The organism is Dyella sp. SYSU CM1112, assembly GCF_058216415.1.
Genome location: NZ_JBZEGI010000002.1, coordinates 457,290 through 482,894, shown reverse-complemented (window position 1 = coordinate 482,894; position 25,605 = coordinate 457,290). Strand labels below are relative to the sequence as shown.

Here is a 25,605-nt window from a genome sequence, read left to right as displayed (position 1 = left end):
CGTCGCCACGCAGAAGTTACGGGGCCGCCGAAGCGGTCGCGACTGGGTCGGCGGCGTGCAGCCCCTCAATATAGCTGGCCAGCGCCGCGATATCCTGCGGATCGAGGTTCTTGGCAATGAGCGGCATGATTTGCGCGTGCGGTGAACTTCCCCATGCCACGCCGTTGTGGAAGTCCTTCAATTTGGCTTCCACATATTGGGCATGCTGGCTGGTGAGCTCGGGGTACATCGCTCCTGGATTGCCGCGGCCGTCGATGCTATGGCAAGCCATGCAGGCAGGAATGCCGCGCTGCGGATCGCCTTCGCGATAGAGCTTCTGGCCTTGCTCGACCAACGCCTGATCGGCCACGCCGGGTAGCGGCTTCTTGCTGGCGAAGTAGGCTGCGATATCTCGCATGTCCTGGTCCGACAGCGGCGTAGCCATGCCCAGCATGATGGCGTTCTGGCGCGCGCCGGATTTGAAGTTGTGCAATTGATGCACGATGTATGAAGCCTGCTGGCCAGCCAGCTTCGGATATTGCGGATCGGTGGAATTGCCATCGATGCCGTGGCAGGCGCCGCAAGCGGCAGCCTTCGCCTGTCCGGCCGTGGCATCTCCCGGTTTGAGCATGGATGCCGTTTCGTCCTGGGGCGCTGCGGTTGGCGCGACGGTGGCCGGAGCGCTGGCCGCCGGTGCGGGCTTTGGCGCCGAGGCGGCGGCTGCGGGCTGAGCTGGGGTTTTCGCCGAGGCATGACTGCCAGCGTTCTGCGCAAAGACGGCGCCAGCAGAGAGAGCAAGAATCAAGGCTACTGCATTCACAACAGCGGGCCGGGAGCCGGCGAGCCGAAAACTCATACACTTGCCTCCAGGAATTACTGCTATTTGGATGTACGGTACGCACCCTCAGCGTACCGTGACTGGCAGAATCTCGAGATTATCCCTACGGCATACTAACCGGTCAAACCAAGCGCGACGCGTGTCGTGGAGCGGCGAGAGGGCGATGCGCGAGTCTGCTCGATGGCTTGTGCACATGCATCATGGGTTGGATCTTCTCGTCGAAGGTTGGTTATGTGGGTGCACGCGGCCTCTTTTCATCGTCGCGCCGTCCTGCTGTGGGGTGATCTTGCGCTTTACCTGATTGAGAACCGATGCCTTGAATAAATCTATGCCAGCCAATCCCTTGCAAGGTGCGCAGTTTGTGCTCGCCGCTCATCGCATCGATCAGTTGCCCGCCGACGAAGGCGCCGAGGTCGCGTTTGCCGGCCGTTCCAATGCAGGCAAGTCCAGCGCCTTGAATGCGTTGACCGGCCATAGAGGATTGGCGCGGACGTCGAAGACACCGGGGCGCACACAGCAGATGGTGGCATTCTCGCTACCCGCGATCGTGCGCGGTGAAACGTCGCACCAGGAGAAGACGCGCCTGATCGATCTGCCCGGCTACGGCTACGCCAAAGTGCCCGAAGCCCTGCGCGATCATTGGCGTCGTGAAATCGATGCCTATTTGCACGTGCGCCGCAGCTTGCGCGGTGTCGTGCTGATTGTCGACATCCGCCATCCTCTCAAGGAATTCGATCAGATGATGCTGGATTTCTGCGTGGCTACATCGCTGCCTTGCCACATGCTAATGACCAAGGCGGACAAGCTGTCGCGCAATCAGGCGAATCAGGCGTTGGCGGCGCTGCGCAGGCAATTCGAGGCGAACGTTCCAATGACGGCCCAGGTGTTTTCGGCGGCGGATGGTACGGGCGTGGAGGAAGCACGCGTCGCAGTGATGCGCCTGTTGGACGCACCGACGCGATCGATGGGTGGATAGATAACGCGATGGCCTCAGGGCTGTGCGTTGACGGCATCCATGAACACGTCGCACAGCGCTTGCATGCCTGCGCGATCTTCTTCGTCGAAGCGGCTGATTGAAGGGCTGTCCACGTCCCATACGCCGAGCAAGGTGCCATCGGCCTTCACCAGCGGCACCACGATTTCGGACTGGGATGCAGCGTCGCACGCAATGTGGCCGTCGAAGCTGTTGACGTCGCGTATCACCTGAGTTTCGCGCGTTTGCGCCGCAGTACCGCATACGCCTCTGCCGAGGGCGATGCGAATGCAGGCAGGCTTGCCTTGGAACGGACCTACGACCAGTTCCTGGCCGTCATAGAAATAAAACCCCGCCCAGTTGAAATCAGGCAGCGTGTGATACACCAGTGCAGCAAAATTGGCGGCGTTGGCGATGAGACTGGGTTCGCTGGCGAGCATGCCGCGAGCCTGCTCGATCAGATCCTCGTACTGCTCGCGCTTGCTGGCGCTTTGGCCGCTTTTGATTTCAAACATGACGGACGGTCTCGATTGCTGCAGACTGGGCCAAAGATGGGTCGCCTGCTACCCGGGCACAAGGGGAACAGAGCATGAGCGAGACGCATGATACTGCGCATGGCGGGCGGATTGAGGCGCACCGGTTGGACGGTTTCATCGACGCGGCCTTTGCTTTTGCGGTAAGCGTGTTGGCCATCGCGGGCGCCGAAGTGCCGCATAGCTTGCATGATCTCTTGCTGGACCTGGACCGGATCCCGGCTTTTGCCTGCAGTTTCGCCACACTGCTGATCTTCTGGCACCGACATGTGCGTTGGCGTGACCGCTTCCGGCTGCACGATACGACCAGCATGATGCTCAGCCTGACCTTGGTGTTCTTCGCCCTGATCTTCGTTTATCCGCTCAACCTGTTGTTCCAGGCGATGTTCAGTTCATTCTACGAGGCCATTGCGCATAGAGAGTTGTCGGGTGCGCCCACCATCGACAGCGTGCACGAAGTGAAGTCGCTCTATCTTTGCTACGGGCTTGCGTATGCTTGCCTGGCGGGATGTCTTGCGTGCCTTTATCGGCATGGTTTGCGCAAGACACATTTGCTCCATGTGGATCGGATTGAGGCGCGCGAGGTGTTCTACACCCAATCGGGCTCCGTATGTGTGGCGATCCTATCGCTGCTCGCGACGTTGCTGATCCCCGAAACCCCAGCATGGGCCGCGCTGCCTGGATTAATCTATATCTTGCTGACTCCGCTGTATTGGATAGCGGGACGTTGGGCCAGACGGGCCAAGACAAACGCAGTATGAGCCAATCGATATTCATCGCCGGTACCGACACCGGCATCGGCAAGACGCACGCCGCTTGCACACTCATCCACGCCCTGCGCGCAAAGGGCAGACGGGTCTGCGGTATGAAACCTGTCGCTAGCGGTTGCGTCGATACCGGGCAAGGCTTGCGCAACGACGATGCACTGGCCTTGCTTGCGGCGAGCAGTGCACCAGCGCCCGCCTATGAGGACATCAACCCGGTGGCCTTGCGTGAACCGTTGTCGCCGCATCTGTCGGCCGCGCATGAGGGCGTGACAATTGCGTTGCCGTTGCTGCAGCCGGCTTTTCAAGCTTTATGTGGCCGTTACGATCATGTCGTGGTGGAAGGTGTGGGCGGTTGGCGCGTACCGCTGGCGCCGGGTTTGTTTGCATCGGATATCGCGAAGGCGTGGGCATTGCCTGTCGTGCTGGTAGTGGGGCTGCGACTGGGTTGCCTCAATCACGCCTTGCTCAGCGTCGAAGCCATCGAAGCGGACGGATGCCGATTGATTGGATGGATTGGGAACTGCATCGACCCTGAGATGGCGGCTATCGGGGAGAATATCGATACGCTGTGCACGCTCATCCGGGCGCCGTGTTTCGGCATCCTTCCGCATGGCACGCCGCCGGAACAGGCCTTTGGCGTTCTCGATCAGGCGACATTGGCTTTTTAAAGGAACGGGGCGGACGGCCTTGGCGAGAACGGTCAGCAAAAAAGGGAGAACTCATGACCAAACGCACCCACTATTATCTGCAGGTCAAGGACCTCGCTCATGCGCGCGGATCCGAGCCTGTCTTGAGCTATGACGGCGCCGGCCCAAACGATTTCGCGGCGGCGTTGCAAGAAGCCCTGCGCAGCCCGCTGCTGTTCCAGCGTTGGCGTGGAATGCAGCCCGAGCCAGATGATGTGGACGAACGGCTGGGCATGACGGATCAACTCGCGCAAGTCACCGCTAAAGTCGTGGATCTGGATACCGACGTGGAAGTAATCAGCGATTTGCCAATGAACATTCTGCGGCAACGTTTGAATTGGCTGATCGGTGCATCGTGGCAGTTGCATGACGTGCGGCCGGCTTGATGGCTTCGTGGGATTTGCGAAGCGCTGCATCGAGCTTATGGCTGTTCAATAAAAAGGACGAGGGTGTATTCACCGCTCGTCCTTTTTTGTGGCACTCGCGGTGGGTGTCAGTGATTACGTTGCTGGATGTGGTCGGCAAGCCATACCAGCGCCTCCGCCGATTTTGATACGTCGCGCGCGGCATTGCGCGCTTCGTCAAACAACGCGTCGGCACGTTGCCTGGCGTGATCCAGTCCGAGCAAGGAAGGGAAGGTGGACTTGTGCTGTGCCAAGTCCTTGCCGGCGGTTTTGCCCAGCGTGGCGGTATCGGCAATCTGGTCCAGCACGTCGTCCTGAATCTGGAAAGCAAGACCGATGCGCTTGCCGTAACGCTCGAGTGAGTGCGTCGCCGATTCAGTGGCGTTTGCGGCAATGCCGGCGAGTTGGCAGCTGGCAAGAATCAGTGCGCCGGTCTTGCGTGCGTGCAAGGATTCCAGCTGTTCGATCGTCAAGCTGCGATTTTCCGACGCCATATCCACCGCCTGTCCGCCGACCATGCCGAGCGATCCCGATGCATGCGTGAGGCAGCGGATCATGCGTACTTTCTGTTCGGCGTTCAGTGCGTCGGTGTTCGCTAGCGCTTCAAAGGCAAGTGTCTGCAATGCGTCACCGACCAGGATGGCGGTAGCCTCGTCAAAAGCTTTGTGCACGGTCGGCCGGCCGCGGCGCAGGTCGTCGTTATCCATGCCGGGTAGATCGTCGTGTACCAGTGAATAGGCGTGAATCAATTCGACGGCGCAGGCAGCCGGGTCGAGTTGTGCGGGGGCAACCCCTAGCGCTTCGCCGGTGGCGTAGACCATCAGGGCGCGTAGGTGTTTGCCGCCCTCGCAGGCATAGCGCAAAGCACGATGAAGTTGCTCGGGGTCGGTGGATGCAGGTGGGAGAAGAGCGTCTATGGCGCGCTCCAGCCTTTGCAGGTAGGCCGGTACGCGGGTCGCGAACGACTCGGGGGAAGTGAGGCTCATGCGATATCCGGGCAGGGAAGACAGGTGTTGACCCGGCTAGGCCGGGGAGCCGTAACTTTAACATTGACGACCTGGAGGCGGTTCATCGCGGGTACGTACTGCCAGCCCTGGTTGCTACGCTTCGCGATACCAGAGCAGGATCACACCGACCAGCATGAAGCACACCGGCCAAACCCAGCCGGCGATGCGTCCGCCACGCTCGGGCAGGCGCAGTTCGAGCCAGCGCGACCAGCCCGCAGCAACGCCGGCCAGCGCCAACGGCGTATGCGTCAGCTCGATCAACAGCTGATCCTTGACGTTGGAAATCTGATGGTTGTGTGTCAGCAGCATGGCGCCGCCTATCGATACCAGCAATGGAAACACCAACGCTGCTTTGGGACTGCGCAGCCGATTCGTGCGTACCGCCCACTCAAACAAGCCGAATAGAATGATCAGGAGTACGAAGAAGCGGTGTTGGGCGACTTCCACGTCACGCCACGCTACCCAGAATCCTTCCCGTCCCAACGGCCATACTTCCGGATCCGAGCGGACCAGCAGGAATCCTGCCATCAACAAGAACAATAGCGGCCAATGCCTGAGCCACCGCACGCCAGCCCGATTGATCAGTGCGAGCATGCCGATGAGCACTACGAAGATGCCGGCCCAGTGATGGTTGTATTCCGACCATGCGATGTCTTCAGCGTTGCGTGGAGGCAGCGCGTCCGAACCGGGTACGTTGGCCTGTGCAGAGGCTTGATGACGCTGCGCTGCTTCGCGATCCAGCTGCGATTGCAGTTGCGAGATGGCTAGTTGATGGTGATCGGGTGAGGTAAGACGTGGCCACGCGGGTGCATTGCGCGCGGCGATTTCGTGCAAGGTGACCCGGTCGGTGGTGAGGTCGATGGCGGGCGGTACCGAAGTCAGGGATGCCGCGGCAAAAAAAATCGTAAAGCCGATCCCGATTTCGACTTCCGCAAAACGGCGCAGGCGAATCACCGGCGCATCCTGGTTCTTACGCAGGCGTTCGGTAACGAGCAAGTTGCCCAAGCCTAACAAGAGCAGCGCGATGAACATGGCGATCTTGGCGCTCACCATCACGCCGTAGGCCGTGCCGTAAAAACCTTGCAGACTGCCGATGTAAAACACCGACATGATCGCGCCGGAGATGACGATGCTGGCAACGCCGATCATCGACATGCGCGAGAAACGCGCGCCGACGACGCGCCAGCCATTGGCCTCATGCAGTCGACCCAATACGAGCACAAAACAGGGAATCGCACCGATCCAGATCGCAGCGCCGAACTGATGCAAGCCTTCGACAAACAAGAGCAGCGTGTTATCGCTGAGTCGTGCATACGCATGTGTGGTGAAGGTGGCGGCAGTGAGTTCGGCGGCGCCGAGCAACAGTGGCAGTGCAGCGGACAACCGGCTGGATGCCGCGCGTTTGCCAAGGGCTGGAATTAATGCCAGTGCGCAAAGCATCTTGATCGTGCCGGCCATGGCGAAGGGCGCTTGCATGACATCGGAAAAGCTAAGACCTACCGTAGACATCAGTACGGCTACTTGTAATCCGACGCCTGCGAACTCCACGAGAATGAGAGCTATCGCGCTATAGATGGTAAGTCGAGTGACTCGCCGAACCAGGTCCGCTCCTTGCACGAGCAGAGGTGCGAACGGGCGCAAAAGAAAAATCAGAAACAGGACGCCGCCAAGCGTCATCGACTGCGCGACGATAGTGAAGCCGTGCAGGATGATGCTGAGATAGCCGAAGAGGTTGACGAGAAGTTCCATGAGAGGCACTCAGGGAAAAGGCATCTGGTTTCAGGCCCGGGCATTCATTCCAATGAGCATTGCGCACCGGTCATCCATCGCTTGATCGCTTTGCTCCCACTGGGAAAACGCCCGTGGAGACAGCAATGACGGCACGCCGATAGAGATATCGCAGCGACCGTATGAAACGAATCCTAAAGAATCGATTACTTCGTAGGGAGCACGGTAAATGTCAGGTCACCGCGCGTGATGTGACCGTCGAGCGCTAGGGCTTGCCAACGCAGCGTATAAGCGCCAGGCGAGAGATCGGCGCTGGTGTCCAGTTCGTTGCTCTTGCTGCGCGGTGCGATAGCGAGCACCGTCTCGCTCTTGTCGGGCTTGACCAAGCTCAGACGGGAACGATGCTGATCGACCTTGCTGTTATAGGTAAGAACGATTGCTACGTGACCGGCTATCACCGTTCCGTTTGGGCTCGGCGAGCTATGGATGAGGATGGCATGGGCCGCTGCGCCTACGCTGACCAGAGCGCAGGTTGCGGCAATCAGCAGGATTCCGAAACGACGACGCAGGGACATTGCGATGTTCTCCGAGACGAAAGCGCAGCCGCGGTTACGGCAATTCGATCACTAACGATGCCAACCCAGGGTCGGCCCTGTCGCTTTGGCGACAGCTCGTAAAGCCTGCGTGGCGCGTTGCATGCGTGAGTATAGTCGGGGTAGCTCACCGAGTAGTGATGGATGACGGCAAAGTGCGGCCATCAGGTTGAGCGGGCGAGGACTGCCCCATGCGTCGACACTGTCATTCAATGCCGTCGGAATAGCATCTTCGGTTTCATCGACGATCGTGCGCAGCACGACAAACGGCAGCTTGTATTCGGCAGCGACAGAGGCGACGGCAGCACTTTCCATATCGACGGCCAGTGCTGCATGCCGTGCATGGGCGGACCGTTTGGCGGTCGGTGTAAGGAGCGGTTCTGTAACGCTCAATAAGGCACCCGTCCAAACGATCGGTATTGCGGACGCTGCCAAAGTGTCCTGTAGCCGTGAGCGCCATAGGACATCGGTGGCGTGCTGGGCGCCATGTTCATCAACGACGTATTCCGGGCAGAACAGAACGCCACTGCGCAGCGTCTCGCTCAGTGCTCCTGCGACGCCGAATACAGCTAAGGCCGAAGCGCCACTGGCAACCAATGCCTCGGCGGCACGGCAGGCAGCAGCAGGCCCCATGCCGCTTAGCCAGAGTGCTGCACCATCGTCGAGCGTGGTCATGCATCCCGGTTTTGCGCGCTGGCGGGTAAGCGTGCGTGCTTCAGATGCCAGCGCCACGACGATCCCGGTCGTGCGAATGGCGGCTGGTGTGCTCAAGCGGTGGCCGTTTGCCGCAATTGCCGGTAGCGAGCCAATGCCCATAGCGGGAAATACGCGGTGTAACCGTGATACTTCAGGTAATACACGCGTGGAAAGCCGGGCGCGTTATGCGAGGGGTGGTACCACAAGCCGCCGCACTCTTGCTGGGCGAGCAGAAAAGCGATGCCGCGCCGAACCGAATCCGAATGCACCTCGCCAACGGCTAATTGCGCCAGCACGGCCCAGGCGGTGGATTGGGGGGTGCTGACCCCATGGTTGGCGCCACGCAAGCCCGGATCGATATAGCTATCGTTGGTTTCACCCCAGCCACCATCGGCGTTCTGGCGCGAGCGCAGCCATTCGACAGCTTTGCGAGTGGTCGGCTGTCGGGGATCCTCGCCGGCTAGCGCCAGCCCCGAGAGCACGCTCCAGGTGCCATAGATGTAGTTGCTGCCCCAGCGGCCCCACCAGCTTCCGTCTTCCAGCTGAGTGGCGCGCAGATAGTCGATGCAACGCTGCAGCGCTTCGCGATCTTGCGGGCGAGCCAGCACACCCAGGCAGGCGGCAACGCGACCGGAGACGTCTTCGGTCGGCGGATCGAGCAAGGCGCCATGGTCGGCAAAGGGAATGGCGTTGAGATAGTAGTAGGTGTTGTCCGCATCGAAGGCGGCGAAACCGCCGTTCTTCGACTGCAGTCCGATCATCCAGTCAGTCGCGCGATCGGTGTTGATGCGATGGCGACCGGATTCCCCGCGGCGGCGGTCCTGAATATGCAGCAGCGCAGCGACGACAGCGGTGTCGTCGATGTCCGGGTAGTACGCATTGTTGTACTGGAAGGCCCAGCCGCCTGGCGCCGTGTCCGGTGCGCGCACGGCCCAGTCGCCTTTGAAGTCCAGTTCCTGTTTCGAGGTAAGCCAGTCGACAGACTTCGCAATGGCTTCTTGCGTGTCATGGTCGTCGCTGGTGTGCATCAGGGTCAGAGCACTCCAGACGGTATCCCAGATAGGCGAGACACAGGGCTGACAATAAGCCGAGCCATCGTCGCGATGCACCACCAGCTTCTGGATCGAACGCAGGCAGGTCTGTCGTGCAGGATGGTCCTTGGGATAACCCAGCAGGGCCATCGCCTCGTAGCTGTTGACCATCGGCGGGAAAATCGCGCCGATGCCGTCTTCACCATTGAGGCGCGGGAGGAACCACGCTTCGGCTTTTTTCACCGCGCGTTGCCGCACTGACTTTGGAATGAAGCGATCGATCACCCGGCCCATCTTGTCCAAGGCCAGGAAGGTGCGATTCAGCAAGCCGCCGCGAATGAAGTAGTGGCGTTCCTGCTCGGGAGGCGTGACGAACAATTCGCGGATATGCACCTTGCGCGGATTGGCCGCCTTGGCCTTCAGCGAACACAGGATTGTCAGCGGTACCAGCGTGGTGCGCGCCCAATAAGAAATCTTGTCGATGTGGAATGGAAACCAGCGCGGAAGCAGCATGATTTCCACCGGCACATAAGGTGTCGCGCGCCATGGCACCTGCTCGAACAGGGCAAGCAGAATGCGTGTGAACACGTTGGCCTTCGCTGCACCGCCGAGCGCAAGAATGGCCTTGCGTGCCAGGCGCATGTGCTCAGCTTCCGGATCGTCGCCGGCTGCCTTGAGCGCGAAATACGCCTTTATCGTGCATGACAAGTCGATGGCGCCGCCGTAGTACTGTGGCCAGCCGCCATGCGTATCCCTGACCTGTGTGGCGCGCAGGTAACGCGCCATTTTTTCCTGCAGCTCGTCGTCGATTTCATCCATGTAATGCATCATCAGGATGTATTCGGCGGTGATCGTGCAGTCGGATTCCAGTTCGAAGCACCAGTGCCCGTCCTGATGCTGGCGCTCCAGCAAAGCAACGCGGCCACGCTCGATCGCTTCGTCCAGTTCGCTAGCTTGCCTGGGCTTGGCCTGGAAAAGATCGTCGGTGGTAGGAGCGGTGGCCAGATGTGGCGCTGACGGATTCATCGGTGCCGTGCTTCCTGTACGTCCGCTGTTTCGCGCCACGAAACGTCGGTGATGTGGGGCATGGAACGTTTTGGCCAGGTCCGTGCGGGTGTGGATGGCTCGCTCCACTCGGCCGTCAGCGGCGTAAGCGGCAAGCCGCGGGCGGTCATGGCGAACAACCAGCGCAGGCCGGTATCCGATTTGCCCAGCAGACGTGTCATCAGAATGGTGCGCGCAACGGCCTTGCGTGAAATCTTGACCTGCGTGCCGGCCGAAAAATCGAGGTTCTGCTGCAGATTGCGCAGGGTGAGCAGAGCCATGCCGATCGCCCATAAACAGAAACGGCGAAGGCCTGCATGCTTGGTGGGAATCAGCAGCGTGTAATCGAGCGCCTGGCGCAAATGTGCATGGGCGATGCCGACAAGTTCGGACATCGTTGCTGCATATCCGGCGCTTTGCTTGCCCGATTGCAAGGTGGCGAGTTTGATTCCGTGACGCGCGAACATATCCTGTGGCAACCAGCAGGCACCGCGCGTGCGGTCTTCCCATTGGTCCTTGAGGATGTTGACCATCTGCAGCCCCTGGCCGAACGAGACGGCAAGACGCAGCATGGTGTTGCGGTGTGGGGTGAGCAGCGGTTCGAAGTCGACGAACAGCTCGGTGAGCATTTCACCTACGACACCCGCAACGCAGTAACAGTAGCGATCCAGGTCATGCAGCGTCGCCAAGCCATGCACGCCGGCCTTGCGCTGGAATTCGTGCATGCCGTGCGACATGATCTGCAGGCATTTCACGATGGACGCTTGCTGGGATGACGACAGGCTGCGCGTGACTTGCAGCACCAATGGCAATTGCTGCATCAGATCCCGCTCGGCTTCCAGCGTTTCGTTGGAAAGCAGCGGTGCGACTTCATCGGCCACTTCCTGGGGATCGGCGTCACCCGTGACGGCATCGACAAACGCGTTCTCGAAGGATCGCTTTTGCTCGGCCGACAGTGCTGGCTCGTCTTCGATGGTGTCCGCGATACGGCACAGCAGATACGCATTCGCAACGGCGCGACGCAGCTCCTCGGGAAGCTGGGGAATGGTCAGCGCAAAAGTCCGGGACACCTGGGGCAGGATCGCGTCCTGGTAGGTATCGGCCTCCCCGCTGCCGATGCTGGCGGTGGCATTATTTAATTCGATCATTGGTATGCCTCAACCGCCGGAATTATGACACACCCATAGGGGTACGAATCCGGAACGCGGTGACGGTGTGGACCTTTCTTTGGGGAAAAAGGCTCGTCCGGTGCGCGTATGTCGGCTGGCTTGGGGCGGGCAGGGAGACGTAGGCATTCCAATATGCTGAAGCAGCATTCCATTTTCGTCCATAATCGCACGATGACAATCCCAGCTTTTTCGAATGCGCAGGCCACCGCCGCAGGTGTAACGGGCATGATTCAGGTGTTTTCGCTGTGAGGGCATTGGTGACCGGTGCCACCGGCTTTGTGGGTTCGGCCATGGCACGCCGTCTGCTGCGCGATGGCCATAGCGTTCGTGTGTTGGCCCGGCCTGGCTCGGACCGTCGGAATTTGCAAGACCTGGATGTCGAGATTGTCGAAGGAGATCTCACTCGTCCAGCCAGCCTGCTGCCGGCATGCGAGGGTTGTGATGCCTTGTTTCATATCGCTGCTGATTATCGTCTATGGGTGCGCGACCCGGCTGAGCTTTACCGGTCCAACGTGGAGGGTACCCGGGCCATCCTGGATGCCGCGCGGCGTGTCGGTGTACCGCGCATCGTTTACACCAGCAGTGTGGCGACACTGGGCATTCCCAAGGACGGTACACCGGGCAGCGAGACGACGCCGGTGACAGTCGGCGATATGATCGGCCATTACAAGCGCTCCAAATTCCTCGCCGAGGAAGTGGCCAAGGCATTTGCGGCGGAGGGGCTTCCGGTCGTCATCGTCAATCCTTCGACGCCGATCGGCCCGTATGACATCAAGCCCACGCCGACGGGACGAATCGTGCGCGATGCCATGGCTGGCCGTCTTCCGGCTTATGTTGATACCGGGCTCAATATCGTGCACGTGGATGATGTGGCGGAAGGTCATTGGCTGGCCTATGAGCGCGGAGTGATCGGCGAGCGCTACATTCTCGGTGGCTTCAACATGAGCCTGCGAGACGTATTGACCGACATCGCCGACATTGCAGGGCGTTCGCCACCCAAGGTGCGATTGCCGCATGCCGTGGTAATGCCGATTGCCTATGCAGCGGAGGCATGGGCACGGCTCACCGGCATGAATCCCATCGCCACGGTGGAAGAAGTGCGCATGTCGAAAAAGCGCATGTTCTTTACCAGCGCCAAGGCAGAGCGTGAATTGGGATATACGGCGCGCCCCGCAAGGTTGGCGCTGGAAGATGCCGTGCGATGGTTCAACTCCTTGCAGCATCATTGAGGTGATGCTGCAGAGTGCATGAGCAGAGAGCAATGAGAGAAGGGTGGGATATGCGCCGACTCCTCTCTTCATCCCCCAATACCTGCTCTTAGTGCTTGGCTTTTTTCCGGCGCTCGAAAAACTTCAGCATCGGCAAAGCGCATTTCACCAGGAAAGGCATGGTAGTCGGACGCAGCAAGCGTTGATCGTAGCCGGAGAAACGGCGATCGTTTTCGCGCAGGCAGCATGCCATCAGTTCGGCGACACTCAGATCTTTCTCCGTCACGGACTGAGCGCCGGTGACCGTGAAGTTGTTGTCCTGTGTGTGCTCGTTGCCGTCCGCATCCAGGCTCTTGGCCAGCTCCATGCGTTCCATGCCCAGGAACCACCACACGCGGAATACCTTCCATTCGAAGGCAATGCGCTTGAACAACCCGAGGTTGGCGCGATGCCAAGCCACCCAATTGGCGAAGAGCAGGATATGCCGACATTCCTCCTGCATCACCGGCTCGAAGGTATCGATCAGCTCGGGCGGGAAAAGCCCCGAATCATGCGCCACCTTGAACAGGCCGAAAGCAAAGAAGCTGTCGATGCATTCACTGTAGCCCGTTACCAGATAGGCCCATTCCGGGTCCTTCGGATATTCATAGGGCGGCTCGGGCACCAGCGGAATGCCGTAGTGCTGTACCATCTTGGACAGCACTTCCTTATGCCGGTTTTCCTCCCAGGCATTTTGCGCAAGCGCGTTGCGCATCTCCGGATCGACGATCGTGCGCGCATAGGCGGCCATGCGCAGGCGCGCCTTGCCTTCCGTCTGTACGGCGATGTCCCAGATCGGCAGCGAGGTAATGCGGCGCAGGGAACCCTCATCCAGGGTCGGCCATTTCAATACGGATGGCCGGTAGGGGTTGAAGGTGTCCCCAAACATCCGGCACATCATCTGTTTGTGCATGTCCGAGCCGTATTTGATGCGCTTGCCATGCTGGTCGCTCGACCAATGCCGGGTACGCGCTTCAGACGCTGCGATAGTGGCTGCGTCCGGCTCACCTTGCGGCAGCACTGGCTCGCGATAACCAGGCACCAGGGCTTCGGGATCAAAGGCGTCGTGTTCGAACGTCATCACTCGATTCTCTTCAAGTAGGCGGCTGGCTGGAGCTGACACGTGCGGAAGAACCTGCATACAGCTTGCGTGTTTCGGCCCATTGCCATGAAATCAATGCCGGCACGCCGAAGGCTATTTCGCGCATGCGCTTTACCAGCGACAGCGCAACGCTGACTTCCGGAGGCAGTCCCAAGATGTCGCCAAACAACACCAGGCCTCCTTCTTGCACACCGAGGCCAGCCGGCACGACAAAAATGATGTGTCGCAAGGCCTGGGTCACGGCTTCGATCGCGATCGCGTCGCCCACGCCGATCGGGTAGCCCAGCAGGCGTAACGCCAGCCATGTCTCAAAACTGCCGACCAGGTAACCGAGGAACTGCCAGCACAGGCTAGCGATCAGGCGCAATGGACGCGAGTATTGCGCCCGGATTTCAAGGTCCAGATTCGAGCCGTCGATAAGCCCGGTGAATTTCGAGCGGCCGCCGAGCAGCTTTTCCGCAAAGCTTTCCAGTCGGGAAAACACTTTGCCGTGCCGCAGGATGACGATCAGGAAAACCGGCAGCGGCAGGCTGGCGGCGAGCGCAAAAATCACCGTGCTGAACGCACCGACATCGCGCGTCAGTTCGATCAAGAGAATGATGCCCAGTGCCGTGAACAGGTATTGGTTCACGAGTGTGAGCAAGACCTCCATGATGATGCTCGCTGCGACGGCGGCGCCAGGAATGCCCCGCCATTTCACCAAGCGGATACCGATGATCTCGCCGCCGATATTTGCGACTGGGAGCAGGCGGTTGCTCGCTTCGCGGATGGCGGCGACCCAGAACAGAAAGGGAAGCGTCGCCCGGTGATCGTGGTCGCGCGGCGCGAGCAGCACGCGCCATCCGGCGACGTCGAGCAGTAGCGGCAGCGCATGGAACGGTAGCAGCCATAGCAACGGCCAACCGGCGCGGTCAATCGCGGTGGCGATTTCCGCCCAGCCCTGGTGCGCCACCAGGGCGATGGCGACAGCCAGGCCCAGCAGACCGGCGATGTAGCTGAACAGCTTCATCTTCATGCCGCGGCCACGCTCGCATCGGAGAAGCCGCTGCATAAGTGGCAATGTTCGACGATCATGTCGCGCACACGGGGCGACAGCAGGGCCGCAAGCTCGTCCGCGTGCCGATAATCAACCATGCTTGCGGTCAGATGCCCATGCGCAGCCGGATGCAGATAGATCTCCGACAGCCCATCCGGCAGCTTGTGCAGAATATCCAACAGGACCGACTCGTCCATGCCGCCGCTATGGCGAATGCCGAAAACATGATCGTTGTAGGCGATGCCCTCGTTATCCATGCGCCATCGCATCAAGGCCAGCCAAGGGCGAAGCCATGGCCCCATGCCGGGTTCCAGCGGAAGACGGATGGCGTGCAGGCCGTATTCCTTTCCGATGGAAAGGATCAGCGACAGGATGGTGGGATGCAGGTGGAAATGCTTGTGCGCGTTGACGTGGTCGAGCCTGAGCCCAGTCGCTGCAAACGCTTCGAATTGCGCGCGGATTTCAGCGGCCAATTGCCGGCGTACGTGAGGTAGGAAAAAGAAGCGGAAGCCATTACGAACCATGTTCGAATCGAATATGCCTTGTCCGTCGACCAAGTCGGGGATCTGACCGGGTGGCAGCATCGCGCGGCCGTCGGCGAGTACCACATGCAACCCAACCGCGAGGTTAGGATTTTGCTTTGCGCGTGCCACGGCATCGGCTACTGCTGGCGCGGCGACCATCAGGCTGGCGGCACGCAATACTCCTTCGCGATAGCCGCGTTCAACGGCTTCGTTGACAGCCTCGTGCAAGCCGAAATCATCGGCGGTGACGATCAGCCGCCGGCGCGTTTGCGCCGTGGCTCGTCTAAGAGGGGCATTCATCGGAGTATTCATGGGCATCTACGCGGCGCTCAATCTTGCCCGGCCGTCATTTTCGCGAAAGCAGGGAGCCATCTAGCTCTGATGCAAAAGCGAAAATGGATTCCCGCTTTCGCGGGAATGACGGCCGGGAAAATGGGGCACTTCGAAATGTCGCGTGCGGACTCATGCCCAAGAGAGGAAGCGAGTTACGCTTCGTGCGCACGCAGGAAGCGGAAGAACTCCACGCCTTCGCGCAGACGGCGCTTCATCATTTCCCAGCTGGTCAGCATTTCCTTGACGATTTCCCAGATCTTCGATGGGCGGAAGTAGAAAGCTCTGTAGAACTTCTCCACGCCGTGGAAGATTTCTTCCTTCGAGAGATGCGGATAGCTGATCAGGGCGAGCTGCACACCCTTGTCGTTGACCAGGTTGACGGCTTCGTTCTCTTTCAGCCAACCGTTTTCCACCGCCTGCTTGTACAGCGAAGTGCCCGGATAGGGCGCCGCCAACGACACCTGGACGGTGTGGGGGTTGATTTCCTTGGCGTATTGAATCGTCTTTTCGATCGTTTCCTTGGTCTCGCCCGGCAGGCCGAGGATGAAGGTGCCATGTACGGTGATGCCGAGCTTGCGGCAGTCTTCAGTGAAACGGCGGGCGATGTCGGTACGCAGACCCTTCTTGATGTTGTGCAGGATCTGGTCGTCACCCGATTCATAGCCGACGAGCAGCAGGCGCAGGCCGTTTTCCTTCATGATCTTCAGCGACTCGTACGGCACGTTGGCCTTCGCGTTGCAGGACCAGGTCCAGCCCATTGCGCCGAGGCCGCGTGCGATTTCATGCACGCGCTCCATGTTGGAGCTGTCGGTGAAAGTGTCGTCGTCGAACATCAGCTCGCGCACTTCGGGCATGTTCTCTTTGATCCACTTCGCCTCGGCGAGCACGTTCGCCGCCGAACGCGTGCGGTAGCGATGACCGCCCACGGTCTGCGGCCACAGGCAGAAGGTGCACTTGGAGCGGCAGCCACGACCCGTGTAGATGGAGACGTACGGGTGCTTGAGGTAACCGATGAAGTAGTTGTTGATGGTGAGGTCGCGCTTGTAGATCGGTGCGACGAACGGCAGATCGTCCATGTTTTCGATCATCGCGCGCGGCGGATTGTGCTGCACGGTGCCGTCGGCCAGCTTATAGCTGATGCCGGTGATGCTTTCAAACGGACGGCCTTCGGCCACTTCCTTGCAGGTGTAGTCGAATTCTTCGCGGGCCACGAAATCGATCGCCGACGAAGCCGTCAATGAGCCGGAGGGATCCACGGCAACCTTTGCGCCGACAAGTCCGACCAGTACGTTCGGCTTGCGCGCTTTCAGCAACTCCGCGAACTTGGCGTCGGTGGGGAACGAAGGTGTACTGGTGTGGATGATCACCAGCTCGTATTGCTCGGCGATACGCAAGCTGTCTTCCACCGAGATCTCGTCGGCCGGTGCATCCAGCACGCGCGAATCGGGGACCATCGCGGCCGGCTGGGCCAGCCAGGTGGGATACCAGAAGCTCTTGATCTCGCGCTTGGCCTGGTAGCGCGAGCCCGCGCCGCCATCAAAGCCATCGAAGGAAGGAGCTTGCAGAAAAAGCGTTTTCATTACGGGTGACTCCTGCGGGGGCTTCATCTATGCCCAGGGACAGCAGATCGTTCAGAAATATGACCTACTAAGCTAGGTCTACGGCGCTGAACCGTCGCCTCGTGCGTGCAGTACCTGCCCGCGCCATCTTACCTGCCAACCGGCCAGGGCAGTTGCCCATTCCATCAGCAATAAGGTGTCGCGGAGGGGAATCAACAGGACTTCGTGCCAGGCGAAGGCTTCATCGCTGATGCGCCGCTGTAAAAAGTGTAGCAAAACCCGCGCCCCGCCACCGAGCAAAACCAGGGCCGCGGTGACCGGCATCGGCGCCAGGCAAAGTCCGAGCAGCAATAAGGGTGATGTAAAACAGACAAAAGTCATGGCAAAACCCGCGGGGGCAATCGAGCGTATGGTGCGCAGCCAGCGCAATTCATGCGCCCACAAATCTTTCAGGGTGCTTTCGCCGACCTCGGTGCCGACCACGACATCCGAGAGCACGGTGCGCAAGCCGGCACGGCGGGTCAGTTCGCCCAGCCAGAAATCATCAGCGAGCACATCGCGCAGGACTTCGAGACCACCGATGGCCTGCAACGCGTCGCGACGGAGCGCGATGGTGGAGCCAAACGCAAAGCGGGTTGAGCCGAAAGCGTGGGAAAGCTTCACCGAGGGGGCGAACCAGTCGTCGATGAATAGACGTCCAAGCCGAGACCAGAACGAGGCCCCGGGAATGCCGTAATAAAGGCAGGTGACGATGCCTACGCCAGCGTCAGCCAGCGGCGCCGTGACGCGCGTGAGATAATCCGGCCTGACGTGAATATCGGCGTCAGCCAGCACCAACAGGTCATGTTGCGCATAGGGCAGCATGTTGATGAGGTTGCTGACTTTGAAATTGGCGCCGTGCACACGCGGGTTGACGGCTAGTGCGATGGACTGTTGTGGGAACTCCTTGCGCAGGCGCTCGACCACGGCAACGGTTGGATCATCCGGTTCGCGCACGCCGAACACCAACTGATATGCCGGATGCGTTTGCAGGCAGAAGCTGCGCAGGTTTTCGTACAGTCGCGGTTCGGCGCCATGCAGCGGCTTGAGTATGCTCGCGGGGCACGGTTCGCCGGTGGCGTCGGGCGCCGAGGTCTTTCGGGCCCCTGTCATCACAGCCCACAGCGCTACGCAGGCATAGCCTGCGGCAGCGAAAACAAGCGCGGTGCCCAGGATATGGATAAGGGTGTCGACCAGCCAGCTAGAGAACATAGGTGTTTATGCTACCGACAAATCGCCGACACGAAACGGACGGATATATGGCCCGGGTTGACGCTGCGCAAGAGGGCTTGCGATGAAAAATGTCCGCCGTTGGCGTGATGTGTGGCTATGTGCGTGGGTTCTTTTGATGCTGTATAGCGGGTACGCCATGGCGGGAGAGGCCTATGTGCCCCAGTCTTCGTCGATCGTGGGCGACTGGCTGGTCAAGAGTCGCGACGCGGTGATCCGTATCGAGAAGGTAGGGGGGGAGTACCAGGGCTATATTCTATGGCAGCTGCACGACACCTACGGTCCGGAGGACGGTCCGCAGCTCAATGGCAAAATCGTCACCGATCGCAACAATCCCAATCCAGCACTTCGCTCCCGGCCATTGACAGGCCTGCGCTTGCTGACCGGACTGAGGTTCGATCCCGAGAGCCATAAATGGAAAGATGGCCGTATCTACAACGCGGACAACGGACGCACCTATAATTGTTTGGTTCGGATGCTTGGCCCGAACCGGCTGCAACTGCGTGGTTATATCGGCATCAGCCTGTTTGGCGGCAATACTGTGTGGAGCCGGGTCACTATGAGAACACCGGCTCCTGGCGAGTTGCCTTTCGTGATGGACGCGCCCGCCAAGTAGATTCCGCCCGGCTGACCCAAGCGATACCCGTCGTTGAAATTTTCCTTTCCCAGCGAGACATCATGAATCTCGAACCACGCACCGAGCTGTCCGGTGAATTGCGTGCTGCTTCCCAGGCACAACCCAACATCGCCCTGATCAAGTATTGGGGCAAGCGCGATACGGCTTTGAACCTGCCTGTCGTTGGTTCCCTCTCCATTACGCTGGAAAGCCTATGGACGCGTACCGCTGTGCGATTCATGCCGGGGGCGAGGGAGGATCGCGTCAGTCTCAATGGTCGTAGCCATGACGCCGAATCCAAGCGCATCACTGCATGCCTGGATCTCCTGCGCAAACAGGCGGGCGTCGATTACGGTGCTGAGGTCGTCAGCCTGAATAATTTCCCTACTGCCGCCGGATTGGCATCGTCTGCCTCAGGTTTTGCCGCGCTGGTGCATGCCGGTGCGAGGGCACTCGGGCTGGATTTGAACCTCACGCAGCAGTCGGTGTTGGCGCGTCGTTGTTCGGGTTCTGCCGCGCGTTCCCTTTTTGGCGGTTACGTCGAATGGGCGCATGGCAAATTGGCCGATGGTACAGATTCCGTTGCACGCCCTTTGCTCGATGCGGACGCGTGGCCTTTGCGTGTTGCGGTGGCGATCACATCTACGGCTGCCAAGCAGGTAGGCTCCACGGAAGGCATGCGCCGCACAGCGGAAACGTCGCCCTATCAAACGGCTTGGATCGATACACAGGAAGCAGATTTGAGCGTGGCGCGCGCCGCGATTGAAACGCGTGACTTCGACGCGCTGGCGCGCATTTCCGAATACAGCTGTTTGAAGATGCATGCGCTGGCATTGGCGGCTCAGCCCGGGTTGCTCTATTGGAACGGTGCGACGGTGGAGTGCATGCATCGCGTGCGCGCTCTGCGTCAGCAAGGTGTGCCGGTGTTCTTCACGGTCGATGCGGGTCCGCAATTGAAGGCAGTGTGCGCGCCCTCGGCCATGGAAGAGGTAAAAGCAGCGTTGCGTGACGTGCCGGGCGTGCTTGAAGTGCTGGACACCGGATTAGGTGAAGGTGCCCGTTCCATCGCCGCTGACTTGGTGGAGGCGTAATGGAACGGGTTGCAAGTGCACCCGGCAAATTGGTTTTGCTGGGCGACTACGCCGTATTGGAGGGCGCGCCGGCCTTGGTGCTGGCAGTGGACCGGCGTGCGGAGGTGCACATCGTTCCCCGTCATGATGGCGTATGCATGGTTTACGCTCCGGATTTGCATATCGACCGCGCGCGAGCGTTCGTCGATCGCGAGGGTCAATGGCATTGGCAGTGCGACAAGGCGGTCGAGGCCAAGCTGACGCTGGTCGATCACGTGTGGCGGGGGCTGGTGCGAGAAGGCTTGGCGCCGGAATCTGGCGAAGGCTTCGACCTCCATTTGGATACATCGGGCTTTTTTCACGTCGATGGTGATGTGCGGGCCAAATTGGGTCTGGGCTCCAGCGCGGCATTGACGGTGGCGCTTGCGTCTGCTTTCGCGAGCATGGCTGGCCATGCGGACGTTATGTCGGACCGTGGGCAATGGATGCGGCGCTTGCTGCGCATGCATGGTGACTGGCAAGGTGGCCGTGGCAGTGGCGTGGACGTGGCAGCCAGCGTGGCCGGAGGGTTGATCACTTATCAACTGGTCGGTGCCAATCGCTTGCCAGTGTATGAACCGCTCTCTGCGGAAGGCATGCCTTGCCTATTCGTCTGGTCGGGGCAGTCCGTATCCACGGGTGACGCACTTCAACGCCTGGCGCAATGGAGGGAGGCAAACCCGGTTGATTACATCGCGCTTATGGCCGAGCTCAGCGCCATTTCTTCTGCTGCCATCGATGCGCTCAAGCTGCGTCAGATGCAATCTTTCATTGAGCTTACGAGGGATTATGCTATGGGGCTGCAGCGATTTGGTGCTGCGTGTGGTCTGGAAATCTACTCTGCCGCACAAAAACAGCTCGCTGTGATGGCTTCGCGCGAAGATGTCAGTTATAAGCCCTGCGGCGCGGGCGGCGACTTCGGCGTAGTTTTCGCCGAGGATGCGGAAAGGTTGGCGACATTTGAACGCGCCATTGTTTCGGCCGGCATGCATGTCGTGCCCTTGAGGCTTGATTCTCAGGGTGTCAGCTGCCATATGCGCCAGACGCGAAATCTCCCCCGCTAAGGATTTTGACGTGATCGCAAACCTTCTTGAATGTCATGGCCAGCATGCCGTTATCCGGCTCATGGCGCCGGGGTGCGTGACAAATGACCCATCACGGAGTGCTTAAGGCTATGAGTGCCGATTCATCGAGTGCCGAACGGTCCCGATTCCCTGCTTTCTACAAACTCTCAGTGTCCGACCGCGTACGCGTGATGCATGAGCGCGGCTGGCTCTCGTCTGAGGACTACCAGGCGCTTGTCTCCGGCGAACATACGCTGAAGATCCACAAAGCCGACAAGATGATCGAAAACGTCGTCGGCGTCATGGGCTTGCCGGTCGGCCTCGGACTCAACTTCCTGGTCAACGGGCGGGATTACATCGTGCCGCTGGTAGTGGAAGAGCCGTCCATCGTTGCGGCGCTTTCGTCGGCCGCCAAGCTGGTCCGTGGTACGGGTGGCTTTACGGTAGAGAGCACCGAACCCGTGCTGATCGGACAGGTGCAAGTGGTGGACGTACCTCATCTGGCGCACGCCAAAGCCACTTTGCTGCAGCGCAAGGATGAATTGCTCAATCTCGCCAACAGCCTCCATCCGCAGATGGTGGCGCGCGGCGGTGGCGCGCAGGATCTGGAAGTGCACGTGCATCCTCGCCCCGAAGGCGGAGACATGCTCGTTGTCCACTTGCTGGTCGACACGCGTGATGCAATGGGCGCCAACCTGGTCAACACCATGTGCGAGGGCATCGCTTCGCTGGTCGAGACGATGACCGGTGGCCGGGTGTTCCTGCGCATCCTGTCCAATCTCACTGATCGCTCGATGGTGCGTGCACGCTGCGTGATCCCTGCCGAGCACCTCACCGGCAAGGGGTTCGAAGGGGAGGAGGTGCGTGATGGCATCGTGCTCGCGAACGAATTCGCCAGCATTGATCCGTACCGGGCGGCAACGCACAACAAAGGCATCATGAACGGTGTCGACGCCGTCGCTCTGGCGACCGGCAACGACTGGCGCGCCATCGAAGCGGCCGCGCATGCGTATGCGGCGCGCGGCGGCCGTTATACGTCGCTTACGCGCTGGTACAAGGGTGAGAAGGGTGAGTTGATCGGCGAACTCGATATTCCCATGAAGGTCGGCATTGTCGGCGGTCCGTTGCAATCGAACGCTACCGTGGCATTGGATCTTCGCCTGCTTGGCGTAAAGACGGCACGCGAACTCGCAGAGGTGATGGGCGCGGTCGGTCTTGCGCAGAATTTCTCCGCGCTACGAGCGCTGGTGACGGAAGGCATCCAGCAGGGGCATATGACGCTGCATGCGCGCAGCGTTGCCGTTGCCGCAGGTGCCACCGCGGAAATCTTCGATACTGTGGTGGAACGCCTGGTCGAAAGCGGTGAAATCAAGATATGGAAAGCGCAGGAGATCGTTGAACAAGTGCGCAAGGAATCGCATGGCGCCCCCGAGGTGCCTGAGCATCCGGCCATCGATCATCGTGCGTGTGGGCATGGCAAGATCATCCTGCTAGGCGAACATGCTGTGGTGTACGGCAGCCACGCCATTGCCGCCCCAGTACCGCTTGCCGTACGTGCGATTGCACAGGATACGAAGTCCGGCGGCGTCGATATGTTCATTCCGCGGTGGGGCGTGGAATATCGCCTGCACCGCGATCCCGCACACCGCGATTCGTTCCAGCGTTCGCTTGGCATCATTTTCGATACGCTTGAACTTACCGAGCGTTCGATGCGCATCGAGGTCTTCCCGAATGTGCCGCGCGCCATGGGCCTGGGTGGCTCGGCGGCGATGGCGGTAGCGGTGATCCGTGCGCTTGATCAGCATTACAAGCTCGGTTTGAGCGACGAAGAGATCAATGCGCTGGCGTTCCGTTGCGAAGAAGTGGCACATGGTTCGGCGTCCGGCATCGATAATACCGTTGCGACTTACGGCAAAACGCTGCTGTACAAACGCTCAGGCAAGCAAGGCGAGGCACCTATGGTGCGCGAACTGCACATGCCCAAGCGTATTCCTCTGGTAATCGGCATCAGCGGCAAAGAAAGCCTCACTGCAGTCACGGTCGGAAAGGTTCGCACTGCATGGCAGCGCAACCCCGCACTGTACGATGGCATTTTCCAGCAGATCGATGGCCTGACCATGCAGGGCATGGAGGCCATGCAGCAGTACGATCTGGAGCGTCTGGGTGATCTGATGAATATTTGCCACGGCCTGCTCAATGCGTTGCGCGTATCGAGTTGGGAAGTGGAAGAGCTGGTACAGATTGCACGCGAGCACGGTGCACTAGGGGCCAAACTCACCGGTGGCGGCGGTGGCGGTTCAATCGTGGCGTTGTGCCCGCAGAACCGCGACAAAGTGGTTGGCGCGATTCGCGACGCCGGCTATCAGGCGATGGAGGTCGACATTGGATAACGCAGAATTGGACCGCCAGGATTGGCGGGATTCGAACGAGGTGGTGTCCTTCGATGACGAGCCGCTGGTGCTGGTCGACCACGATGATCAGGAGGTCGGCTTCCTTGACAAGGCTTCCGCACACGTTGGCCAAGGGACCCTGCATCGCGCGTTCTCTTTGTTCGTGTTCAACACGAAGGGCGAGTTGCTGCTGCAGCAGCGTGCGCCGGGCAAGCGCCTGTGGCCCGGGTATTGGTCGAATACCTGCTGCAGTCATCCGCGTCGTGGCGAGACCATCGACAATGCCATCCATCGCCGCTTGAAAGAAGAGCTAGGACTGACCTGTCCGCTGGACTATCTGTTCAAGTTCGAATATCAGGCGCAATTCGATAAGGACGGTGCTGAGCACGAGCTGTGCTGGGTATACGCCGGGCGCAGCAATGATGCGCCGACCGTGAACGTGAACGAGATTTCGGGTCTGCGCTATATCGCTCCCGACACGCTTGAGGCGGAAATGACCGCCAAGCCCGACACGTTCACACCCTGGTTCAAGATCGAGTGGGCGCGGATTCGCCGCGACTATCCGCATGTACTTGAACCGCGGCCCAAAGATTAGGCCCAAAGATTAACGGTCAGGCGTGGCGGACATAACGGCCACGCTTGCAAGTGGCTTATACTGTACTGGCTAGGTAAGATTTTCACGCCGATGACGTTGTTGGCATCGGGCGTACCGACATTCTGGAGAATCCCTTGGGTATCCCTCTCATTCAGCAAACTACGATCGCGCGCTACATCGTCCAGAAGAAGTTGAGCGGTCAGAAGCGCTACCCGCTGGCCATGATGTTGGAGCCATTGTTCCAGTGCAATCTGGCTTGTGCAGGGTGCGGCAAGATCGACCAGCCGAAGGAAATCCTGCAAAAGCGCATGAGTGTCGAGCAGGCACTGGCCGCGGTGGACGAGTGCGATGCGCCTGTCGTCTCCATTCCTGGTGGCGAGCCGCTGATCCATAAGGATCTGCCGAAGATCGTCGAAGGTATTGTCGCGCGCAAGAAGTTCGTGTACCTGTGCACCAATGCGATTCTGTTGCCGAAGCACATCGACGAGTACAAGCCGTCGCCGTACTTCACCTGGTCTGTGCACCTCGATGGTCTGGAGAAGCAGCACGACAAATCCGTATGCATGGACGGCGTGTTCGAGAAGGCCGTGACGGCGATCAAGCTGGCGCTGTCGAAGGGCTTTCGCGTGACGGTGAACTGCACGTTGTTCAACAGCGAGCCGCCGGAAGAAGTTGCCGACTTTTTCGACTACGCGATGGAGTTGGGCGTCGAGGGCATTACGGTATCGCCGGGTTATAGCTATCAGCATGCGCCGCGCCAGGATGTGTTCCTCGGCCGTACCGAGAGCAAGCAGCTGTTCCGCGACATCTTCAAGATTGGCAAGCAACGCAAGCGCAAGTGGGCGTTCAACCAGTCGGCCATGTTCATGGATTTCATCGCGGGCAACCAGGCGTATCAATGCACGCCGTGGTCCAATCCCACCTACAACATCTTTGGCTGGCAGAAGCCGTGCTATCTGCTGGTGGATGAGGGCTATGCCAAGACGTACAAGGAATTGATGGAAACCACCGAGTGGGAGAAGTACGGCGTGGGCATCAATCCGAAGTGCGACAACTGCATGGCGCACTGCGGTTTTGAGGGCACGGCGGTAGACGACATGTTCGCGCATCCGCTGAAAGCGCTGAAGGTGTCGATGTTCGGTCCGCGCACTGATGGTCCGATGGCGCCGGATCTGCCGGTGCAATACGGTAATCGTGCCGATGCCACCGCAATCCATATTCCGATCAGCTCGATCCAGCGTCGCAGTGCTGAAACCGGTACTGACGCGAATCATTGACATCAGTCGTGGCCAGCGTCGGGGTTAAAATCCACC

Annotated in this window: 24 protein-coding genes; 11 read left to right on the top strand and 13 right to left on the bottom strand. The window is 59.9% G+C overall.

The features are described from left to right. Nucleotides 1–16: 16 nt before the first annotated feature. A complete protein-coding gene (locus AC4HNJ_RS05180) occupies nucleotides 17–835 on the bottom strand; it encodes a c-type cytochrome (RefSeq protein WP_490478460.1) in 819 nt (272 codons plus the stop codon). A gap of 310 nt (nucleotides 836–1,145) precedes the next feature. Here AC4HNJ_RS05180 and yihA point away from each other — a divergent pair, with 310 nt between their 5' ends. Then, on the top strand, nucleotides 1,146–1,793 hold the full coding sequence (gene yihA / locus AC4HNJ_RS05175; protein WP_490478459.1) for a ribosome biogenesis GTP-binding protein YihA/YsxC: 648 nt from the start codon (nucleotides 1,146–1,148) through the stop codon (nucleotides 1,791–1,793). A 14-nt stretch (nucleotides 1,794–1,807) separates the two neighbouring features. Here yihA and AC4HNJ_RS05170 read toward each other — a convergent pair whose 3' ends face one another. Continuing rightward, nucleotides 1,808–2,305: a GAF domain-containing protein gene (locus tag AC4HNJ_RS05170; RefSeq protein WP_490478458.1), complete on the bottom strand. Its 498-nt coding sequence runs from the start codon at nucleotides 2,303–2,305 to the stop codon at nucleotides 1,808–1,810. A 74-nt stretch (nucleotides 2,306–2,379) separates the two neighbouring features. Between AC4HNJ_RS05170 and AC4HNJ_RS05165 the strand changes: the two genes are divergently transcribed. Genes AC4HNJ_RS05165 through AC4HNJ_RS05155 form a run of 3 tightly spaced genes read left to right on the top strand, consistent with a single transcriptional unit; the run spans nucleotide 2,380 to nucleotide 4,162 of the window. After that, entirely contained in the window at nucleotides 2,380–3,084 is a 705-nt protein-coding gene (locus AC4HNJ_RS05165; RefSeq protein WP_490478457.1) for a TMEM175 family protein, read from the top strand. After that, nucleotides 3,081–3,758: a dethiobiotin synthase gene (gene bioD / locus AC4HNJ_RS05160; protein WP_490478456.1), complete on the top strand. Its 678-nt coding sequence runs from the start codon at nucleotides 3,081–3,083 to the stop codon at nucleotides 3,756–3,758. Before AC4HNJ_RS05165 ends, bioD begins: the two co-directional genes overlap by 4 nt. A 53-nt stretch (nucleotides 3,759–3,811) precedes the next feature. After that, the gene (locus AC4HNJ_RS05155) at nucleotides 3,812–4,162 is read left to right on the top strand and encodes a hypothetical protein (RefSeq protein ID WP_490478455.1); all 351 of its coding nucleotides are present in this window, start codon (nucleotides 3,812–3,814) and stop codon (nucleotides 4,160–4,162) included. Between the two features lie 107 nt (nucleotides 4,163–4,269). Here the strand turns inward: AC4HNJ_RS05155 and AC4HNJ_RS05150 are convergent, their stop codons facing one another. From AC4HNJ_RS05150 to AC4HNJ_RS05125, 6 genes are all read right to left on the bottom strand, one after another. Next, nucleotides 4,270–5,166 carry a polyprenyl synthetase family protein gene (locus tag AC4HNJ_RS05150; RefSeq protein WP_490478454.1) on the bottom strand — a complete coding sequence of 299 codons (897 nt, stop codon included), beginning with the start codon at nucleotides 5,164–5,166 and terminating at the stop codon, nucleotides 4,270–4,272. Nucleotides 5,167–5,280: 114 nt separating this feature from the next. After that, nucleotides 5,281–6,936: a copper resistance D family protein gene (locus tag AC4HNJ_RS05145; protein ID WP_490478453.1), complete on the bottom strand. Its 1,656-nt coding sequence runs from the start codon at nucleotides 6,934–6,936 to the stop codon at nucleotides 5,281–5,283. A gap of 185 nt (nucleotides 6,937–7,121) precedes the next feature. Beyond that, on the bottom strand, nucleotides 7,122–7,490 hold the full coding sequence (locus AC4HNJ_RS05140) for a copper resistance CopC family protein (protein WP_490478452.1): 369 nt from the start codon (nucleotides 7,488–7,490) through the stop codon (nucleotides 7,122–7,124). Nucleotides 7,491–7,541: 51 nt separating this feature from the next. Further along, nucleotides 7,542–8,279, bottom strand: coding sequence for a phosphorylase family protein (locus AC4HNJ_RS05135; protein ID WP_490478451.1), 738 nt, complete (start codon nucleotides 8,277–8,279; stop codon nucleotides 7,542–7,544). After that, nucleotides 8,276–10,261, bottom strand: a complete 1,986-nt coding sequence (shc, locus tag AC4HNJ_RS05130) for a squalene--hopene cyclase (protein ID WP_490478450.1) — start codon at nucleotides 10,259–10,261, stop codon at nucleotides 8,276–8,278. Before shc ends, AC4HNJ_RS05135 begins: the two co-directional genes overlap by 4 nt. Next, nucleotides 10,258–11,427 (bottom strand): phytoene/squalene synthase family protein, encoded by a 1,170-nt coding sequence (locus AC4HNJ_RS05125; RefSeq protein ID WP_490478449.1) that lies wholly within the window; start codon nucleotides 11,425–11,427, stop codon nucleotides 10,258–10,260. Before AC4HNJ_RS05125 ends, shc begins: the two co-directional genes overlap by 4 nt. Nucleotides 11,428–11,693: 266 nt before the next feature. Here AC4HNJ_RS05125 and hpnA point away from each other — a divergent pair, with 266 nt between their 5' ends. Continuing rightward, nucleotides 11,694–12,677: a hopanoid-associated sugar epimerase gene (gene hpnA / locus AC4HNJ_RS05120; protein WP_490478448.1), complete on the top strand. Its 984-nt coding sequence runs from the start codon at nucleotides 11,694–11,696 to the stop codon at nucleotides 12,675–12,677. Nucleotides 12,678–12,765: 88 nt separating this feature from the next. On the opposite strand, the gene AC4HNJ_RS05115 is transcribed toward hpnA, so the two are convergent. The 5 genes from AC4HNJ_RS05115 to hpnI form a co-directional block, all read right to left on the bottom strand. Further along, nucleotides 12,766–13,776, bottom strand: coding sequence for a ferritin-like domain-containing protein (locus AC4HNJ_RS05115; RefSeq protein WP_490478447.1), 1,011 nt, complete (start codon nucleotides 13,774–13,776; stop codon nucleotides 12,766–12,768). A 13-nt stretch (nucleotides 13,777–13,789) separates the two neighbouring features. Then, nucleotides 13,790–14,812: a lysylphosphatidylglycerol synthase domain-containing protein gene (locus tag AC4HNJ_RS05110; protein WP_490478446.1), complete on the bottom strand. Its 1,023-nt coding sequence runs from the start codon at nucleotides 14,810–14,812 to the stop codon at nucleotides 13,790–13,792. Further along, nucleotides 14,809–15,657: a hopanoid biosynthesis-associated protein HpnK gene (hpnK, locus tag AC4HNJ_RS05105; RefSeq protein WP_490478445.1), complete on the bottom strand. Its 849-nt coding sequence runs from the start codon at nucleotides 15,655–15,657 to the stop codon at nucleotides 14,809–14,811. Before hpnK ends, AC4HNJ_RS05110 begins: the two co-directional genes overlap by 4 nt. A 185-nt stretch (nucleotides 15,658–15,842) precedes the next feature. Continuing rightward, nucleotides 15,843–17,270, bottom strand: a complete 1,428-nt coding sequence (hpnJ, locus tag AC4HNJ_RS05100) for a hopanoid biosynthesis associated radical SAM protein HpnJ (protein ID WP_490478444.1) — start codon at nucleotides 17,268–17,270, stop codon at nucleotides 15,843–15,845. Between the two features lie 78 nt (nucleotides 17,271–17,348). Then, nucleotides 17,349–18,500 (bottom strand): bacteriohopanetetrol glucosamine biosynthesis glycosyltransferase HpnI, encoded by a 1,152-nt coding sequence (hpnI, locus tag AC4HNJ_RS05095; protein ID WP_490478443.1) that lies wholly within the window; start codon nucleotides 18,498–18,500, stop codon nucleotides 17,349–17,351. 82 nt (nucleotides 18,501–18,582) lie between these two features. On the opposite strand from hpnI, the gene AC4HNJ_RS05090 reads away from it, so the two are divergent. From AC4HNJ_RS05090 to hpnH, 6 genes are all read left to right on the top strand, one after another. Continuing rightward, nucleotides 18,583–19,134, top strand: a complete 552-nt coding sequence (locus AC4HNJ_RS05090) for a DUF2147 domain-containing protein (RefSeq protein ID WP_490478442.1) — start codon at nucleotides 18,583–18,585, stop codon at nucleotides 19,132–19,134. 62 nt (nucleotides 19,135–19,196) lie between these two features. Next, nucleotides 19,197–20,225 carry a diphosphomevalonate decarboxylase gene (gene mvaD / locus AC4HNJ_RS05085; RefSeq protein ID WP_490478441.1) on the top strand — a complete coding sequence of 343 codons (1,029 nt, stop codon included), beginning with the start codon at nucleotides 19,197–19,199 and terminating at the stop codon, nucleotides 20,223–20,225. After that, nucleotides 20,225–21,307, top strand: coding sequence for a mevalonate kinase family protein (locus tag AC4HNJ_RS05080; protein WP_490478440.1), 1,083 nt, complete (start codon nucleotides 20,225–20,227; stop codon nucleotides 21,305–21,307). Before mvaD ends, AC4HNJ_RS05080 begins: the two co-directional genes overlap by 1 nt. Nucleotides 21,308–21,417: 110 nt before the next feature. Then, complete coding sequence (locus AC4HNJ_RS05075; protein WP_490478439.1) at nucleotides 21,418–23,697, top strand: hydroxymethylglutaryl-CoA reductase, degradative; 2,280 nt, start codon at nucleotides 21,418–21,420, stop codon at nucleotides 23,695–23,697. Continuing rightward, nucleotides 23,690–24,292, top strand: a complete 603-nt coding sequence (idi, locus tag AC4HNJ_RS05070) for an isopentenyl-diphosphate Delta-isomerase (RefSeq protein ID WP_490478438.1) — start codon at nucleotides 23,690–23,692, stop codon at nucleotides 24,290–24,292. The genes AC4HNJ_RS05075 and idi overlap by 8 nt, the downstream gene beginning before the upstream one ends. Before the next feature lie 134 nt (nucleotides 24,293–24,426). Continuing rightward, entirely contained in the window at nucleotides 24,427–25,569 is a 1,143-nt protein-coding gene (gene hpnH / locus AC4HNJ_RS05065) for an adenosyl-hopene transferase HpnH (protein ID WP_490478437.1), read from the top strand. Nucleotides 25,570–25,605 lie beyond the last annotated feature (36 nt).

Excerpts from the sequence above, each read along its gene's own strand:
- AC4HNJ_RS05180 (WP_490478460.1), bottom strand. The coding sequence starts at position 835 with ATGAGTTTTCGGCTCGCCGGCTCCCGGCCCGCTGTTGTGAATGCAGTA.
- yihA (WP_490478459.1), top strand. The coding sequence starts at position 1,146 with ATGCCAGCCAATCCCTTGCAAGGTGCGCAGTTTGTGCTCGCCGCTCAT.
- AC4HNJ_RS05170 (WP_490478458.1), bottom strand. The coding sequence starts at position 2,305 with ATGTTTGAAATCAAAAGCGGCCAAAGCGCCAGCAAGCGCGAGCAGTAC.
- AC4HNJ_RS05165 (WP_490478457.1), top strand. The coding sequence starts at position 2,380 with ATGAGCGAGACGCATGATACTGCGCATGGCGGGCGGATTGAGGCGCAC.
- bioD (WP_490478456.1), top strand. The coding sequence starts at position 3,081 with ATGAGCCAATCGATATTCATCGCCGGTACCGACACCGGCATCGGCAAG.
- AC4HNJ_RS05155 (WP_490478455.1), top strand. The coding sequence starts at position 3,812 with ATGACCAAACGCACCCACTATTATCTGCAGGTCAAGGACCTCGCTCAT.
- AC4HNJ_RS05150 (WP_490478454.1), bottom strand. The coding sequence starts at position 5,166 with ATGAGCCTCACTTCCCCCGAGTCGTTCGCGACCCGCGTACCGGCCTAC.
- AC4HNJ_RS05145 (WP_490478453.1), bottom strand. The coding sequence starts at position 6,936 with ATGGAACTTCTCGTCAACCTCTTCGGCTATCTCAGCATCATCCTGCAC.
- AC4HNJ_RS05140 (WP_490478452.1), bottom strand. The coding sequence starts at position 7,490 with ATGTCCCTGCGTCGTCGTTTCGGAATCCTGCTGATTGCCGCAACCTGC.
- shc (WP_490478450.1), bottom strand. The coding sequence starts at position 10,261 with ATGAATCCGTCAGCGCCACATCTGGCCACCGCTCCTACCACCGACGAT.
- AC4HNJ_RS05125 (WP_490478449.1), bottom strand. The coding sequence starts at position 11,427 with ATGATCGAATTAAATAATGCCACCGCCAGCATCGGCAGCGGGGAGGCC.
- AC4HNJ_RS05115 (WP_490478447.1), bottom strand. The coding sequence starts at position 13,776 with ATGACGTTCGAACACGACGCCTTTGATCCCGAAGCCCTGGTGCCTGGT.
- AC4HNJ_RS05110 (WP_490478446.1), bottom strand. The coding sequence starts at position 14,812 with ATGAAGATGAAGCTGTTCAGCTACATCGCCGGTCTGCTGGGCCTGGCT.
- hpnK (WP_490478445.1), bottom strand. The coding sequence starts at position 15,657 with ATGAATGCCCCTCTTAGACGAGCCACGGCGCAAACGCGCCGGCGGCTG.
- hpnJ (WP_490478444.1), bottom strand. The coding sequence starts at position 17,270 with ATGAAAACGCTTTTTCTGCAAGCTCCTTCCTTCGATGGCTTTGATGGC.
- hpnI (WP_490478443.1), bottom strand. The coding sequence starts at position 18,500 with ATGTTCTCTAGCTGGCTGGTCGACACCCTTATCCATATCCTGGGCACC.
- AC4HNJ_RS05090 (WP_490478442.1), top strand. The coding sequence starts at position 18,583 with ATGAAAAATGTCCGCCGTTGGCGTGATGTGTGGCTATGTGCGTGGGTT.
- mvaD (WP_490478441.1), top strand. The coding sequence starts at position 19,197 with ATGAATCTCGAACCACGCACCGAGCTGTCCGGTGAATTGCGTGCTGCT.
- AC4HNJ_RS05080 (WP_490478440.1), top strand. The coding sequence starts at position 20,225 with ATGGAACGGGTTGCAAGTGCACCCGGCAAATTGGTTTTGCTGGGCGAC.
- AC4HNJ_RS05075 (WP_490478439.1), top strand. The coding sequence starts at position 21,418 with ATGAGTGCCGATTCATCGAGTGCCGAACGGTCCCGATTCCCTGCTTTC.